14 protein-coding genes are annotated in these 15,401 nt (G+C 62.4%); 9 read left to right on the forward strand and 5 right to left on the reverse strand.

From position 1 onward, the window contains the following. Positions 1 to 125: 125 nt before the first annotated feature. From ccoG to B0W55_RS20640, 8 genes are all read left to right on the forward strand, one after another. A complete protein-coding gene (gene ccoG, locus B0W55_RS20605) occupies positions 126 to 1,541 on the forward strand; it encodes a cytochrome c oxidase accessory protein CcoG (protein ID WP_077047761.1) in 1,416 nt (471 codons plus the stop codon). 11 nt (positions 1,542 to 1,552) lie between these two features. Further along, positions 1,553 to 2,092 carry a FixH family protein gene (locus B0W55_RS20610; RefSeq protein ID WP_077047762.1) on the forward strand — a complete coding sequence of 180 codons (540 nt, stop codon included), beginning with the start codon at positions 1,553 to 1,555 and terminating at the stop codon, positions 2,090 to 2,092. A 160-nt stretch (positions 2,093 to 2,252) separates the two neighbouring features. Further along, the gene (locus tag B0W55_RS20615) at positions 2,253 to 4,703 is read left to right on the forward strand and encodes a heavy metal translocating P-type ATPase (protein WP_077047763.1); all 2,451 of its coding nucleotides are present in this window, start codon (positions 2,253 to 2,255) and stop codon (positions 4,701 to 4,703) included. Positions 4,704 to 4,725: 22 nt separating this feature from the next. After that, positions 4,726 to 4,944: a cbb3-type cytochrome oxidase assembly protein CcoS gene (gene ccoS, locus B0W55_RS20620; protein ID WP_077047764.1), complete on the forward strand. Its 219-nt coding sequence runs from the start codon at positions 4,726 to 4,728 to the stop codon at positions 4,942 to 4,944. Continuing rightward, complete coding sequence (locus B0W55_RS20625) at positions 4,937 to 5,620, forward strand: sulfite exporter TauE/SafE family protein (protein WP_077047765.1); 684 nt, start codon at positions 4,937 to 4,939, stop codon at positions 5,618 to 5,620. The genes ccoS and B0W55_RS20625 overlap by 8 nt, the downstream gene beginning before the upstream one ends. A 125-nt stretch (positions 5,621 to 5,745) precedes the next feature. Next, positions 5,746 to 7,137, forward strand: a complete 1,392-nt coding sequence (gene hemN / locus B0W55_RS20630) for an oxygen-independent coproporphyrinogen III oxidase (RefSeq protein ID WP_077047775.1) — start codon at positions 5,746 to 5,748, stop codon at positions 7,135 to 7,137. 93 nt (positions 7,138 to 7,230) lie between these two features. After that, entirely contained in the window at positions 7,231 to 7,965 is a 735-nt protein-coding gene (gene fnr, locus B0W55_RS20635) for a fumarate/nitrate reduction transcriptional regulator Fnr (RefSeq protein WP_077047766.1), read from the forward strand. Positions 7,966 to 8,045: 80 nt separating this feature from the next. Further along, positions 8,046 to 8,594, forward strand: a complete 549-nt coding sequence (locus tag B0W55_RS20640) for an adenine phosphoribosyltransferase (protein WP_077047767.1) — start codon at positions 8,046 to 8,048, stop codon at positions 8,592 to 8,594. Between the two features lie 124 nt (positions 8,595 to 8,718). Here B0W55_RS20640 and B0W55_RS20645 read toward each other — a convergent pair whose 3' ends face one another. From B0W55_RS20645 to dnaX, 5 genes are all read right to left on the reverse strand, one after another. Continuing rightward, a complete protein-coding gene (locus tag B0W55_RS20645) occupies positions 8,719 to 9,867 on the reverse strand; it encodes an acyl-CoA dehydrogenase family protein (RefSeq protein WP_077047768.1) in 1,149 nt (382 codons plus the stop codon). Positions 9,868 to 10,050: 183 nt separating this feature from the next. Next, positions 10,051 to 10,653 (reverse strand): recombination mediator RecR, encoded by a 603-nt coding sequence (gene recR, locus B0W55_RS20650; protein ID WP_077047769.1) that lies wholly within the window; start codon positions 10,651 to 10,653, stop codon positions 10,051 to 10,053. A gap of 74 nt (positions 10,654 to 10,727) precedes the next feature. Then, positions 10,728 to 11,762, reverse strand: coding sequence for an NADP-dependent oxidoreductase (locus B0W55_RS20655; protein ID WP_077047770.1), 1,035 nt, complete (start codon positions 11,760 to 11,762; stop codon positions 10,728 to 10,730). A 271-nt stretch (positions 11,763 to 12,033) separates the two neighbouring features. Next, positions 12,034 to 12,372, reverse strand: coding sequence for a YbaB/EbfC family nucleoid-associated protein (locus tag B0W55_RS20660; RefSeq protein ID WP_077047771.1), 339 nt, complete (start codon positions 12,370 to 12,372; stop codon positions 12,034 to 12,036). A gap of 68 nt (positions 12,373 to 12,440) precedes the next feature. Then, complete coding sequence (dnaX, locus tag B0W55_RS20665) at positions 12,441 to 14,486, reverse strand: DNA polymerase III subunit gamma/tau (protein WP_077047772.1); 2,046 nt, start codon at positions 14,484 to 14,486, stop codon at positions 12,441 to 12,443. Between the two features lie 135 nt (positions 14,487 to 14,621). Between dnaX and B0W55_RS20670 the strand changes: the two genes are divergently transcribed. Further along, positions 14,622 to 15,362 (forward strand): ABC transporter substrate-binding protein, encoded by a 741-nt coding sequence (locus B0W55_RS20670; protein WP_077047773.1) that lies wholly within the window; start codon positions 14,622 to 14,624, stop codon positions 15,360 to 15,362. Positions 15,363 to 15,401 lie beyond the last annotated feature (39 nt).

Genomic DNA, 15,401 nt, shown 5'->3' on the forward strand with positions numbered 1-15,401 from the left:
TGACCAAAGGTCGCACCCTTGACCTAGAGCTACAGGCGTATCATTGGGCCACTGCGACACCCCTTTTTGACCGCGGTCGGCACGTACTGACCGAGGCATTTTTCCACTGCCGTGGGATACAACCGATGAGCAACCAGATTCCGGTACACGACGTTACCCCTCCCGCCAAAAACGAGAGCAATACTGTCGACCTCTACGCCTCCCGAGAAAAGATCTACACCCGTGCCTTCACCGGCCTGTTTCGCAATTTGCGGATGGCAGGCGGTGCCCTGTTGTTCCTGTTGTATTTCGGCACGGTGTGGCTGAACTGGGGTGGTCATCAAGCCGTGTGGTGGAATTTGCCGGAGCGTAAATTCTTCATTTTCGGCGCGACCTTCTGGCCCCAGGACTTCATCCTGCTGTCGGGCATGCTCATCATCGCCGCGTTCGGCCTGTTCTTCATCACCGTGTACGCAGGCCGGGTCTGGTGCGGCTACACCTGCCCGCAAAGCGTCTGGACCTGGATTTTCATGTGGTGCGAAAAGGTCACCGAAGGCGACCGCAACCAACGCATCAAGCTCGACAAGGCGCCGATGAGCGCCAACAAGTTTTTGCGCAAATTCAGCAAGCACGCGATGTGGCTGCTGATCGGTTTCGTGACCGGCATGACCTTCGTGGGTTACTTCTCGCCGATCCGTGAACTGACCATCGATTTCTTCACCGGCGAGGCCGACGGCTGGTCGTATTTCTGGGTCGGGTTCTTCACCCTCGCCACCTATGGCAACGCCGGCTGGCTGCGCGAGCAGGTGTGCATCTACATGTGTCCGTACGCACGCTTCCAGAGCGTGATGTTCGACAAGGACACCCTGATCGTCTCTTACGACCCACGCCGGGGCGAGTCCCGTGGCCCGCGCAAGAAAGGCATCGACTACAAGGCTCAAGGCCTGGGCGACTGCATCGATTGCACCATGTGTGTCCAGGTCTGCCCGACCGGCATCGACATCCGCGACGGCTTGCAAGTCGAGTGCATCGGCTGCGCGGCGTGCATCGACGCCTGCGACGCCATCATGGACAAAATGGAATATCCGCGGGGCCTGATCAGCTACACCACCGAGCACAACCTGTCGGGGCAGAAAACCAATAAGCTGCGCCCGCGCCTGATCGGTTACGCCGTGGTGTTGCTGGCCATGATCAGCTTGCTGGTGACCGCGTTCTTCATGCGCGCGCTGGTGGGCTTCGACGTGAGCAAGGACCGCGTGCTGTACCGCGAAAACGCCGAAGGGCGGATCGAGAATGTCTACAGCCTGAAGATCATGAACAAGGATCAGCGCGACCATACCTATGTGCTCGAAGCCACCGGCCTGCCGGACCTCAAGCTGCAGGGGCGGCGCGAAATCAAGGTGGCGGCCGGCGATATCGTCAGCCAGCCGGCCGAACTGTCCGTGGCGCCGGAACACCTGCCATCAAGCACCAACGAGGTGAAATTCATCCTCAAGGATGCCGATGACGCCAGTATCCACGTCGAAGCCAAGAGCCGATTCATCGGCCCACAAAATCGTTGAGAGAACTGAACATGCCCGCAGCAAACGCCGCAAGTCCCTGGTACAAGCACCTTTGGCCATGGATCATCATCGGGATTCTGGCCTGTTCGGTGACCCTGACCTTGTCCATGGTGACCATTGCGGTGAACAACCCGGATAACCTGGTCAACGATAACTATTACGAGGCCGGCAAGGGCATCAACCGCTCCCTGGACCGTGAACTGCTGGCGCAGACGCTGTTGATGCGCGCCAGCATTCACCTGGATGACGTCACCGGTGAAGTCGACCTGCGCCTGAGTGGCAACAGCCAACCGAAAACCCTCGAGCTGAACCTGATCTCGCCGACCCAACCGGAGAAGGACCGCAAGATCGTCCTGGCCCGCAGCGAAACCGAACAGGGGCGTTATATCGGTCAGTTGAGCGACAAGATCGAAGGTCGCCGTTTCGTCGAACTGCTCGGCACCCAGGATGAGCACGTCTGGCGCATGTTCGAGGAAGAATCGGTTGACCATGACAAGGACCTGCTGCTCGGTGATGAACCGCTGCAGGGTGCTGAAGACCTGAAGAAGTAATGCCCTCTGTGGCGAGGGAGCTTGCTCCCGCTGGGGTGCGAAGCGCCCCTCGACACTGTGAATCGGTTTTTTCAGACATGGCGAGTTTGCAGTATTGCGACTGCTTCGCAGCCGAACGGGAGCAAGCTCCCTCGCCACAATGGTTTTTATAACGACCCCCATGACCACCCCACTCCCCTGCTACCACTGCGCCCTGCCCGTCCCGGCCGGCAGTCGCTTCACCGCCGTCGTGCTCGGGGAGTCCCGCGAGTTCTGCTGCCCGGGTTGTCAGGCGGTGGCCGAAGCGATCGTCGCCGGCGGACTGGAAAGTTATTACCAACATCGCAGCGAAGCCTCGGCCAACCCCGAAGCGCTGCCGGTGCAACTGGTGGATGAACTGGCGCTCTACGACCGCGCCGACGTGCAGCAACCCTTTGTCCGCCATGAAGGCGAGCTGGCGCAAACCACGCTGTTGATGGAAGGCATCAGTTGCGCCGCCTGCGGCTGGTTGATCGAGAAACACCTGCGCGCCCTGCCGGCCGTGGCCGAGGCGCGGCTGAACCTGTCGAACCACCGCTTGCATGTGCGCTGGGCCGACGCGCAGCTGCCGCTCAGCCAGGTGCTCAGTGAGCTGCGCCATATCGGCTACGCCGCCCATCCTTATCAAGCCGACCGCGCCAGCGAGCAACTGGCCAGCGAGAACCGCCTGGCCCTGCGCCAGCTCGGCGTGGCGGGCCTGCTGTGGTTCCAGGCCATGATGGCGACCATGGCCACCTGGCCGGAATTCAACATCGACCTCAGCCCGGAAATGCACGCGATCCTGCGCTGGGTCGCGCTGTTCCTGACCACGCCCATCGTGTTCTATAGCTGCGCGCCGTTCTTCAAGGGCGCCATGCGTGACCTGCGCACCCGCCACCTGACCATGGACGTGTCAGTGTCGCTGGCGATTGGCAGTGCCTACATCGCCGGGATCTGGACTTCGATCACCGGCGTCGGTGAACTGTATTTCGATGCGGTGGGCATGTTCGCGCTGTTCCTCCTGGCCGGGCGTTATCTGGAACGCCGTGCCCGGGAACGCACCGCCGCCGCCACTGCACAACTGGTGAATCTGTTGCCAGCCTCCTGCCTGCGTCTGAGCGCCGATGGCCAGAGCGAACGGATCCTGCTCAACGAACTGCGGGTAGGCGATCAGGTGCTGGTGCACCCGGGGGCGATCCTGCCGGCCGACGGCAAGATTCTCGATGGCCAGTCGAGCATCGACGAATCGCTGCTGACCGGCGAATACCTGCCACAGCCTCGAGCCCCAGGCGACGCCGTCACCGCCGGCACCCTGAATGTCGAAGGCGCACTGACCGTAGAAGTCCAAGCCCTGGGCCATGACACCCGCCTGTCCGCCATTGTTCGCCTGCTCGATCGCGCTCAGGCCGAGAAACCGCGACTGGCGGAAATCGCCGACCGCGCCGCGCAATGGTTCCTGTTGCTGACCCTGATCGCTTCGGCCTGCATCGGCCTGCTGTGGTGGGAGCTGGATTCGTCGCGGGCGTTCTGGATCGTGCTGGCAATGCTGGTCGCCACCTGCCCCTGCGCCTTGTCCCTGGCGACGCCGACCGCGCTCACCGCCGCCACCGGCACCCTGCACAAACTCGGCCTGCTGTTGACCCGCGGCCATGTGCTGGAAGGCCTGAACCAGATCGACACGGTGATTTTCGACAAGACCGGCACCCTGACCGAAGGACGCCTGGCGCTGCGTTCGATCCGCCCCCTCGGCGCCCTCGGCAGCGATCAATGCCTGGGGCTGGCCGCCGCCCTGGAAAACCGTTCCGAACACCCGATCGCCCGCGCCTTCGGTCGTGCGCCTCTGGCCGCCGAAGCGGTGCACAGCGCGCCGGGGCTGGGGCTTGAAGGCGTGGTGAGTGAACAGCGCCTGCGCATCGGCCAGCCCGGTTTTGTCTGTGAACTCAGCGGCGCCACGTTGCCGCCGATGCCGGATGAAGCGGGACAATGGCTGCTGCTCGGTGACCAACAGGGACCGCTGGCCTGGTTCGTTCTCGACGACCGTTTGCGCGACGATGCCCCTGCCCTGCTGGCGGCCTGCAAGGCGCGCGGCTGGCGCACGCTGCTGCTGTCGGGGGACAGCTCGCCCATGGTTGCCAGTGTCGCCGCCGAACTGGGCATCGATGAGGCCCTGGGCGGTCTGCGCCCGGATGACAAGCTGCAGGTGTTACAACAGCTGCATCAGCAGGGCCGCAAGGTGCTGATGCTCGGCGACGGGGTCAACGATGTGCCGGTGCTGGCCGCCGCCGACATCAGCGTGGCCATGGGCTCGGCCACCGACCTGGCCAAGACCAGCGCCGATGCGGTGCTGCTGTCCAATCGCCTCGACGCCTTGGTCCAGGCCTTCAGCCTCGCCCGGCGCACCCGTCGGGTAATCATCGAGAACCTGCTGTGGGCGGGGCTGTACAATGGCCTGATGTTGCCGTTCGCCGCCCTCGGCTGGATCACGCCCGTGTGGGCGGCGGTGGGTATGTCCATCAGTTCGTTGACCGTGGTGCTCAATGCCCTGCGCCTGACTCGCCTGCCGAGCGCGCCGGCCACCGCCACTGCGCCACACACCCGCCCGCTGCCGGCCTGAGCCGCCCGGGCATGGAGTCCAGATGCCAGCTCTCTACGTGATGATCCCGGCCGCACTGCTGATCGTGGCCATCGCTATCTACATCTTCTTCTGGGCGGTCGACAGCGGTCAGTACGACGACCTCGACGGCCCGGCCCACAGCATCCTGTTCGACGATCAGGACCCGAACCACACCGCTGCCGTCGATGAGGCCAGCGGCCATCCTGCCAAGCCCGACGACAAGGTCCCGCCCCATGCTTGAATTGGCGCCCTTGCTGGTGTCCGCGGTGATTCTCGGCCTGCTCGGTGGCGGTCATTGCCTGGGCATGTGCGGCGGCCTGATGGGCGCCCTGACCCTGGCGATTCCCAAGGAACAGCGCAGCCGCCGCTTTCGCCTGCTGCTGGCGTACAACCTGGGACGCATCCTCAGTTATGCCACCGCCGGCCTGTTGATCGGCCTGGCTGGCTGGGCGGTGGCCAACAGCCCGGCGGCGATGTTCATGCGCGTGCTTGCCGGGCTGTTGCTGATTGCCATGGGCCTGTACCTGGCGGGCTGGTGGAGTGGTTTGACGCGCATCGAAAGCCTCGGTCGCGGTCTGTGGCGGCATATCCAGCCGGTTGCGAACAAGCTGTTGCCGGTGTCGAGCATTCCCCGCGCGTTACTGCTGGGCGCCCTCTGGGGCTGGCTGCCGTGCGGGCTGGTTTACAGCACGCTGCTTTGGTCGGCCAGTCAGGGCAATGCGCTGGACAGCGCGCTGCTGATGCTGGCGTTCGGCCTCGGCACCTGGCCGGTGTTGCTCGCCACCGGCCTCGCCGCTGAGCGGGTGACGGCGCTGTTGCGCAAACGCAGCGTGCGGATGGCCGGCGGCCTGCTGGTGATCCTGTTTGGCCTCTGGACCTTGCCGGGGCCGCATCAGCATTGGCTCATGGGGCACTAGGTTGACCGCGAAGAGGCCATTGAACGCAACACAAAATCCCGACCCTTGATACAAATCAAGATCCGCAAATCCCCCGCCCCCTAGACTGGCCCAAACGCCAGCCCATTCCGGGGGATGCCCGCATGATGCTCGACGCCATTCGTTGGGATACCGATCTGATCCGCCGATATGATCTGGCGGGACCGCGCTACACCTCTTACCCGACCGCCGTGCAGTTCCATGGTCAGGTCGGCAGTTTCGACCTGCTGCACGCCCTGCGCGACAGCCGCAAGGCCCAGCGGCCACTGTCGCTGTATGTGCACGTGCCGTTCTGCGCGAACATTTGTTACTACTGCGCCTGCAACAAAGTCATCACCAAGGACCGTGGCCGCGCCCTGCCCTATCTGCAGCGCCTGGAACAGGAAATCCAGCTCATCGCCTGTCACCTGGACCCGGCGCAGAAGGTCGAGCAACTGCACTTTGGCGGCGGGACGCCGACCTTTCTCAGCCACGATGAATTGCGCCAACTGATGGCGCACCTGCGCACTCACTTCAACTTGCTCGACGATGATTCCGGCGACTACGGCATCGAAATCGATCCCCGAGAAGCCGACTGGTCGACCATGGGCCTGTTACGTGAACTGGGCTTCAACCGGGTCAGTATCGGCCTGCAGGACCTCGACCCGGCGGTGCAGCGCGCGGTCAATCGCCTGCAAAGCCTGGAGGAGACCCGGGCGGTGATCGATGCCGCGCGCACCCTGCAATTTCGCTCGATCAACGTCGACCTGATCTACGGCCTGCCGAAACAGACCCCGGACAGCTTCGCCCGCACCGTCGATGAGGTCATCAACCTGCAACCGGATCGGCTCTCGGTGTTCAACTACGCGCACCTGCCGGAACGGTTCATGCCGCAACGGCGCATCAACAGCCAGGAGCTGCCCACTCCCGCGCAGAAACTGGACATGTTGCAGCGCACCATCATTCAACTGACCGAGGCCGGTTACCGCTACATCGGCATGGATCACTTCGCCCTGCCCGACGATGAACTGGCGATCGCCCAGGAAGAATCGACCCTGCAACGCAATTTCCAGGGTTACACCACTCATGGACATTGCGATTTGATCGGCTTGGGCGTGTCGGCGATCAGCCAGATCGGCGATCTGTACTGCCAGAACAGCAGCGACTTGAACCAGTACCAGAACAGCCTGGCCTCGGCGCAACTGGCCACCTGCCGTGGCCTGATAGGCGATGCCGACGACCGCATTCGCCGCGCGGTGATTCAACAGTTGATCTGCCATTTCAGCCTGGCATTCGCTGAAATCGAGCACAGCTTCAACATCGATTTTCAGGGCTATTTCGCCGAAATATGGCCTCAATTGCAGCAAATGGCCAAGGATGGCCTGATCACGCTGGACGCGGAAAAAATCAGTGTGCTGCCCGCCGGACGCTTATTGGTGCGCTCGGTGTGCATGGTGTTTGACGCCTACCTTCAAGAGGCGCAACAACACAGCCAGCAACGGTTTTCTCGAGTGATCTAGGTTGCGGCGACAAAAGCGCCATGCGCTGGCCTCAATGTCCTGCGGTGAGTTACCCTTACGTCTTATGTGTGTTTTCCCACAAGGATTGAACAAATGTCCGAGCCAGTAAAACTGCGCGCTCATAACCAGGCCCACTGCAAGGATTGCAGCCTGGCCCCGCTGTGTCTGCCACTTTCCCTGAATCTGGAAGACATGGAAGCGCTGGACGAAATCGTCAAACGTGGCCGCCCGCTGAAAAAGGGTGAGTTCCTGTTCCGCCAGGGCGACACCTTCGATTCCGTGTACGCCGTCCGCTCCGGCGCCTTGAAGACCTTCAACCTGAGCGATGCGGGCGAAGAACAGCTCACCGGCTTCCACCTGCCGAGCGAACTGGTCGGCCTGTCGGGCATGGACACCGAAAAGCACCCGGTGTCGGCGCAAGCGCTGGAAACCACCTCGGTCTGTGAAATCCCCTTCGAGCGCCTCGACGAACTGGCCCTGCAGTTGCCACAACTGCGCCGTCAGTTGATGCGGGTGATGAGCCGCGAGATTCGTGACGATCAGCAAATGATGTTGTTGCTGTCGAAGAAGACCGCCGACGAGCGCATCGCCACCTTCCTGGTCAACCTGTCGGCGCGCTTCCGCGCCCGGGGCTTCTCGGCCAACCAGTTCCGCCTGAGCATGTCGCGCAACGAAATCGGCAACTACCTGGGCCTGGCGGTGGAAACCGTGTCGCGGGTGTTCACGCGTTTCCAGCAGAACGAGCTGATCGCCGCCGAAGGCAAGGAAATCCGCATCCTCGACCCGATCCAGTTGTGCGCCCTGGCAGGCGGTTCGATCGAAGGCTGATTCTGGCGATAGCGGCTGAGCGAAACGGTTCAGCCGCCGTTATAATGCGTCGTTTGCAGCCCTGCCAGGACACCACGACGATGGCTTTCGACTCCTTCGACATCAAATCCCTTATCCGCCCCGTGATCGACTTCCCCAAGCCGGGCGTGATCTTCCGCGACATTACTCCGCTGTTCCAGTCGCCCACGGCCCTGCGCCTGGTGATGGACAGCTTCGCCCATCGTTACGTCGAGGCCGATTTCACCCACATCGGCGCGATGGACGCCCGTGGTTTCCTGATCGGCTCAGTGCTGGCCTATCAGTTGAACAAACCGTTGGTGCTGTTTCGCAAGCAAGGCAAGCTGCCCGCCGATGTGCTGGCCGAGGGTTATGCGACCGAGTACGGCGAAGCGTTTCTGGAAGTGCATGCCGACAGCCTGTGCGAAGGCGATTCGGTGGTGATGTTCGATGATCTGATCGCGACCGGTGGTACGTTGATCGCCGCAGCGAATTTGATTCGGCGCATGGGTGCGCGGGTGCACGAGGCGGCGGCGATCATCGATCTGCCGGAGTTGGGTGGGTCGCAGCGTCTGCAGGACATGGGGATTCCTACTTTTTGCCTGACGCAGTTCGCGCTGTCTGATCAATAAGCGGCGTCTGTAAGGGTCTCTTCGCGAGCAAGCCCGCTCCCACTGTTGTCCGCGTTCTCCTTGTGAAATGCGATTACATGTGGGAGCGGGCTTGCTCGCGAAGGCTTCAGCCGCTACACAAATCTCAAAGCCCCATCTGCTTACTGATGATCTCGTTCATCACTTCCCGCGTCCCACCCCCAATCGACAGAATCCGGTTATCCCGGTACAGCCGCTCCACCAGACTTTCGCGCATATAGCCCAGGCCACCGAGGATCTGCACCGCATCGTGGGTAATCCGGTCCGCCGTGTCGGTAGCAAAATTCTTGGCCATGGAAATTTCCTTGATCACGCTCTGCCCCGCCGCCATTTTTGCCGCCTGGCGATAGGTGAACTCCCGTGAAACTTCCACCGCCGTGGCCATCTCCGCGAGGCGGTGCTTGATCACCTGGAATTTGCCGATGGGTTTGCCGAAGGCTTCACGTTCGCGGGCCCATTTCAGGCTTTCTTCGAAGGCAAGCTGCGCGGTCATGTTGGCCATCAGGGCCAGGGCCAGGCGTTCGCTCTGGAAGTTGCCCATGATGCAGGCGAAGCCCATGTTTTCGCCGCCGATCAGATTACCTGCGGGCACCAGGCAATCATCGAAGAACAGCTCGGCCGTGTCCGAGGCCCACCAGCCCATTTTCTTCAGTTGCCGCCCTACGGTGAAGCCGGGGGTGCCCTTCTCGATCAGCAACAGGCTGATGCCGGCGAAGCCCGGTTCGCCGGTGCGCACCGCCACCGTGTAGACATCGGCGCGCACGCCGCTGGTGATAAAGGTTTTGCTGCCGTTGACCCGGTAGACATCGCCGTCCCGCACGGCGCGGGTCTGCAGGTTGGCCACGTCGGAGCCGCCACCGGGTTCAGTGACAGCCAGGGCGCTGATCTTCTCGCCGGACAGCACCTGCGGCACCACACGATCCCGGACCTCGGGCCTGGCCCACTTGAGAATCGGCGGCAGGCCGATGTCCAGCGAGCCCAGCCCCGCCACCAGGCCGCCCGAGCCACAGCGCATCAGCTCTTCGCTGGCAGCGACCTTGGCGAACAGATCGCCCTCGTGGCTGCCACCGTAATGCTCCGGGTAGCCGATGCCCAATATGCCTGCCGCGCCGGCCTTGAGGTAAAGCTCACGGGGAAAGCTCTCGGCTTCTTCCCACTGGTCGATGTCCGGAAGGATCTCGCGCTCGACGAAACGCCTGACGCTGTCGCGGACCAATTGGTGGCCGGGGTCGAAGTATTCCTGGAAGGCAGGCATCGGCGAACTCCACTGAAGGGTTCAGCGACGTTAACCGAGCGCTTGCTTGGTTTTCAACAGGATTGTGTGTATCAGACAGATCCAGACGCTTGCCTGGCAAGGCAAGCCCGTTCCCACATTGGATCAGGTTCACCCATCAACCCGGTGGGAGCGGGCTTGCTCGCGAAGACGTCGGTTCAGACGCTACAAGGCAATGGGTTTACGCCCGGCAAACGAATGCGCCAGCGTCCCGCCATCCACCAATTCCAGCTCGCCGCCCAGCGGTACGCCGTGAGCGATGCGCGAGGCGATCAGGCCTTTGCTGCTGAGCAACTGGGCGATGTAGTGCGCCGTGGCTTCCCCTTCAACCGTAGGGTTGGTGGCAAGAATGACTTCGGCGAAGGTGCCCGCTTCCTCGATCCGCGCCATCAATTGCGGAATGCCGATGGCTTCAGGGCCCAGGCCATCGAGGGGCGACAGGTGGCCCTTGAGTACGAAATAGCGACCGCGGAAACCGGTCTGCTCCACGGCGTAGACATCCATCGGCCCTTCCACGACGCACAGCAGCGTGTCGTCGCGACGGTTATCGGCGCACTGCGGGCACAGATCATCTTCGGTGAGCGTGCGGCACAAACGGCAATGGCCGACCCCTTCCATGGCCTGGCTTAGGGCCTGCGCCAACCGCGAGCCGCCGCTGCGATCACGCTCGAGCAACTGCAACGCCATGCGCTGGGCGGTTTTCTGACCCACGCCCGGCAGTACGCGCAGGGAATCGATCAGTTGGCGAATCAAAGGGCTGAAGCTCATGGGAAAAAGTCCGACAAAACAACGAGACGCGGTTTATACCCGCGCCTCTGGTCAGCGTCAAATGGCAGCAGCCATCAGTCCTGGGCGACCCGAATCACCAGTTTGCCGAAGTTGCGCCCTTCCAGCAGACCGATGAACGCCTGGGGAGCATTCTCCAGGCCGTCGACCATGTCTTCGCGGAACTTCACCTTGCCGTCGCGCACCCACGGCGCCATGGCGCTGGCGAATTCCGGCTGACGATCACCGTAGTCGTCGAACACGATAAAGCCCTGGATTCGCACGCGCTTGGTCAGCAGTGTGCGCTGCAACTGCGGCAGGCGGTCCGGCCCGCTCGGCGCTTCGGTGGCGTTGTAACCCGCAATCAGGCCACACAGCGGAATTCGCGCTTTGGGATTGAGCAACGGCACCACGGCATCGAATACCTTGCCGCCGACGTTTTCATAATAGACATCGATGCCCTGGGGGCAGGCTTTGGCCAATTCATCCTTGAAGTCCGGGCTCTTGTGGTCGACGCAGGCGTCAAAGCCCAGTTCTTCCACCACGTAGCGACATTTATCCGCGCCACCGGCCACGCCGACCACGCGCAAACCCTTGATCTTCGCCACTTGCCCGACCACCGAACCCACTGCACCAGAGGCGGCCGCGACCACCAGGGTTTCGCCTGATTTCGGCTGGCCAATGTCCATCAACCCCATGTAGGCGGTCATGCCGGGCATACCCAGAACGCCCAGCGCCATGGACGGACTCGGCAAGCCTGACGGAATCGGCATGATGCTGCGCCCGTCGTTGATGCTGTGGCTTTGCCAACCCGTGGCACCGACCACCAGATCGCCTTCCTGGAATTTGGGATTGCGCGACCGTTCGACCCGACTGACAGCGCCGCCGGTCATCACTTCGTCGATTTGCACCGGCGCGGCGTAGGACGGTGCATCGCTCATGCGCCCGCGCATGTAGGGGTCCAGAGACAGATAAAGGGTTTTGAGCAGCACCTCACCGTCGGCCAGATCCGGCAGCGCAACCCGTTCCAGGCGAAAGTTTTCCGGCGTCGGCGCGCCCACCGGGCGCGAGGCCAGGACGATGCGTTGATTGAGGGTCAATGGGTCGGACATTTGAGCGTCTCCTTTGATCGATGGGTTCGGGGATATAGGGAGCAGACATTTGTGGCGGTAGGGCGTTCGATGATTCTGACGATGGATCGAGTTGCCTTCTTCGCGAGCAAGCCCGCTCCCACATTGGATCAGGTTCACACATCAACCCGGTGGGAGCGGGCTTGCTCGCGAAGGCGATATCACAGGCAAAGTGTTCTTCACAGGCAAAAACAAAAATGCCAGGCAAGAGGCCTGGCATTTCCATGTAGCTCATCCGACGCCCAAAGGCGAATCAGAACGGCAGTTTCATGCCCGGCGGCAGTTGCATGCCAGCGGTCATGCTGCCCATTTTTTCCTGGCTGTTGGCTTCGATCTTGCGCACGGCGTCGTTGACGGCGGCAGCGACCACAGCTTCGAGCATTTCCTTGTCGTCTTCGCTCAGGCCTTCGACCAGGCTCGGGTCAATGCTGACGCTCTTGACATCATGACGACCGGTCATCACCACGGTGACCATATCGCCACCCGCCTTGCCGATGACTTCGGCGTTGGCCAGCTCTTCCTGCATCTTGGCCATTTTTTCCTGCATCTGCTGCGCCTGCTTCATCAGGCCGGCCATGCCACCTTTCATCATGGGAATCACCTCGAAAATTACCGGGATTAAAACGGCGTCCGGCTCATGCAGCCGAGCGCCTTCAGTTATTAGCCCTGAGCGACCAGGGCTTCGACAGGTTCAATAGTATCGTTACGGATCACCGCACCGAACTGCTGCATCATTTGCTGGATGAACGGATCACCGTGGATCGACTCCTCGGCTTCGCGCTGACGATCGGCACGGCGGCGAGAGGCAGCCTGGGCCGGGGTCTCTTGCTCGGGCTTGATCAGCTCCATGGTCAAGTTCAGCGTACGCCCGTGGTACTGGTTCAGGGCATCGTTGAGACGACGCTGCTGCGTGGCGTTGAACAAGGCGCTGTGGGCCGGGTCCAGGTGTAGCAGCCAATTGTCGCCATCGACGGCGATCAGCGTGCAGTTGGCGGCGATGCTGCCGGTCATGCCGGAAATCGGCAATTTCGGGAACAGCTCCAGCCATTGCAGGGCCAGACCGGTGGCCGGCGCGGCGGCGAGCTCGGGTTCAGGCTCGGGGGCCGGTTCCGCGGCGTGTTCGCTGGCCAGGTCATCGAGGTAGCTGTAGGCCGAATCCATGTCCGGCTCGATGTAGTCCTCGTCCAGCGGCGGCTCGTCGTCCAGATCCACGCCCGGCGTGGCGGCATCGACCTCGGCCACGGTCGGTTCCGGAATCGGTGCGGCGGCCCACTCAGGGGCGTCGGGTACCACGCTGTCCGGCGTCGGCAGGGGCATCGGCGGCAACTCGGGTTGTTCGCTGGCGGTTTCCAGCACCGGCTCGACGGCTGGTTGCTGGACAGGCGCAGGCTCGACCGGGTCATTCCACGGCAGGTCCACCACTTCTTCGATCACCACGGCCTCGACCACAGGCTCTGGCGTCACTGCAGGCGCAATCGGCTCGGGAGCCGCCGCAACCGGCGGTGCAGCCACCGGTGCGACTGCCGCAACGACCGGCGTGGCAGCCACTGATTTGGCGGAATCAACCGTGGCCTGGCTGATCCCCACTGGCTTTAGCGGTTGCCTCGGGGCGTTTTCGGTGTCGGCGGGCCGGAAGGCCAGCATCCGCAGCAGCACCATTTCGAAGCCGCCTCGCGGGTCCGGCGCCAGGGGCAAGTCGCGACGACCGATCAGGCCCATCTGGTAGTAGAACTGCACGTCTTCGGCTGGCAGGGCCTGGGCCAGCGCCAGCACCCGGTCACGATCGCCGTGACCGTTGTCAACGCCTTCAGGCAGGGCCTGGGCGATGGCGACACGGTGCAGCACGTTGAGAATTTCCGAGAGCACGCCGCTCCAGTCCGGGCCTTGTTCGGCCAGATGGCGAACGGCTTCGAGCAACGCCTTGGCGTCGCCTTCGATCAGCGCGTGCAGAACGTCATAGACCTGGCCGTGGTCGAGGGTGCCCAGCATCGCCCGCACATCGGCGGCCATGACCTTGCCTTCACCGAAGGCGATCGCCTGGTCGGTCAGGCTCATGGCATCGCGCATCGAACCGTCGGCGGCGCGGCCCAGCAGCCATAGCGCATCGTCTTCGAACGGCACGTTCTCGACGCCCAGCACGTGGGTCAAGTGCTCGACCACGCGCTCAGGAGTCATGTTCTTCAGGGAGAACTGCAGGCACCGCGAGAGAATAGTTGCAGGAAGTTTCTGCGGATCGGTGGTCGCCAGGATGAATTTTACGTAGGGTGGCGGTTCTTCAAGGGTCTTGAGCAGCGCATTGAAGGAATGGCTGGACAGCATGTGCACTTCGTCGATCAGGTAGACCTTGAAGCGCCCGCGGCTCGGGGCGTATTGCACGTTGTCGAGCAGTTCGCGAGTGTCCTCGACCTTGGTGCGGCTGGCGGCGTCGATCTCGATCAGGTCGACGAAGCGGCCTTCATCGATTTCGCGGCACACCGAGCACTCGCCACAGGGCGTGGAAGTGATACCTGTTTCACAGTTCAGACATTTGGCGATGATCCGCGCGATGGTGGTCTTGCCGACCCCGCGCGTTCCGGTGAACAGGTAGGCGTGGTGCAGCCGCTGGCTGTCCAAGGCATTGATCAGAGCCTTGAGCACATGGGTCTGGCCGACCATTTCGCGGAACGAGCGCGGACGCCATTTACGTGCAAGAACCTGATAACTCATCGAAAACCATCGCAACGAAAGAAGCAGAAGCGGCTAATGCTAGCGGAGCAAGGGCAAAAATGCATCCGGTGCGCTCGTCTAATCTGGCTAAGCTGCTCTTCGGGGGCTTTTTGTTTCATCGATAGCGGAGCGTTTATGCGGCTGGCCCTGGGGGCACTGCTGTTGATCAGTCTGGACGGCGCGGCCGCGCAAGCGCCGTTGCGCTTCGTGGTGCCTGACAGTTGGGCGATGCCGATGGTGCAGATCGAGCAAGGCCGGCCGACCCAGGGCATCCTCTATGACGTGATGCTCAGCCTGGCGACGCAGGTTGGCGTGCCGGCGGAGTTTCACGTCCTGCCACGCAGTCGTGTGCAGATCGCCATGGAGCACGGCGAGGTGGACATCCGCTGCTATGCGGCGCAGTCCTGGCTGCCGAATCAGTCGGGCGACTACATCTGGAGCATTCCGCTGTTCAACCAGCCCGACCTGTTGATCAGCCGCCCTGCCGCGCAAACCTCCGTCATCCCCGCGAGCCTGTCGCACCAGTCCATCGGCACCGTGCTCGGCTACAGCTACCCGACCCTGCAACCGCTGTTCGACGCCAACCAACTGCACCGCGACGACGCTCGCAACCAGGAGCAGGTGCTGGAAAAACTCCAGGCGGGACGCAATCGTTATGCAGTCAGCAATCAATGGACACTGGAATGGTTCAATCAGCGACTGCTGCCGCAACAGCGTCTGCAGGGCGTGGCGGTGCTGCAGGAGCAGAATGTCGGGTGCTACGTGCGCAACGACCCTGAGGTGCCCGTGCAACGGATATTGCGTACGCTGGTACGGATGAAGATGTCCGGGGAGATCGATGACATCATTCGACTCTACATCGGCGGCAATCCGTAACATCTATGGGAGCGGGCTTGCTCGCGAAAGCGATGTGTC

This window comes from Pseudomonas sp. KK4 (assembly GCF_001984065.1).
Classification (GTDB): domain Bacteria; phylum Pseudomonadota; class Gammaproteobacteria; order Pseudomonadales; family Pseudomonadaceae; genus Aquipseudomonas.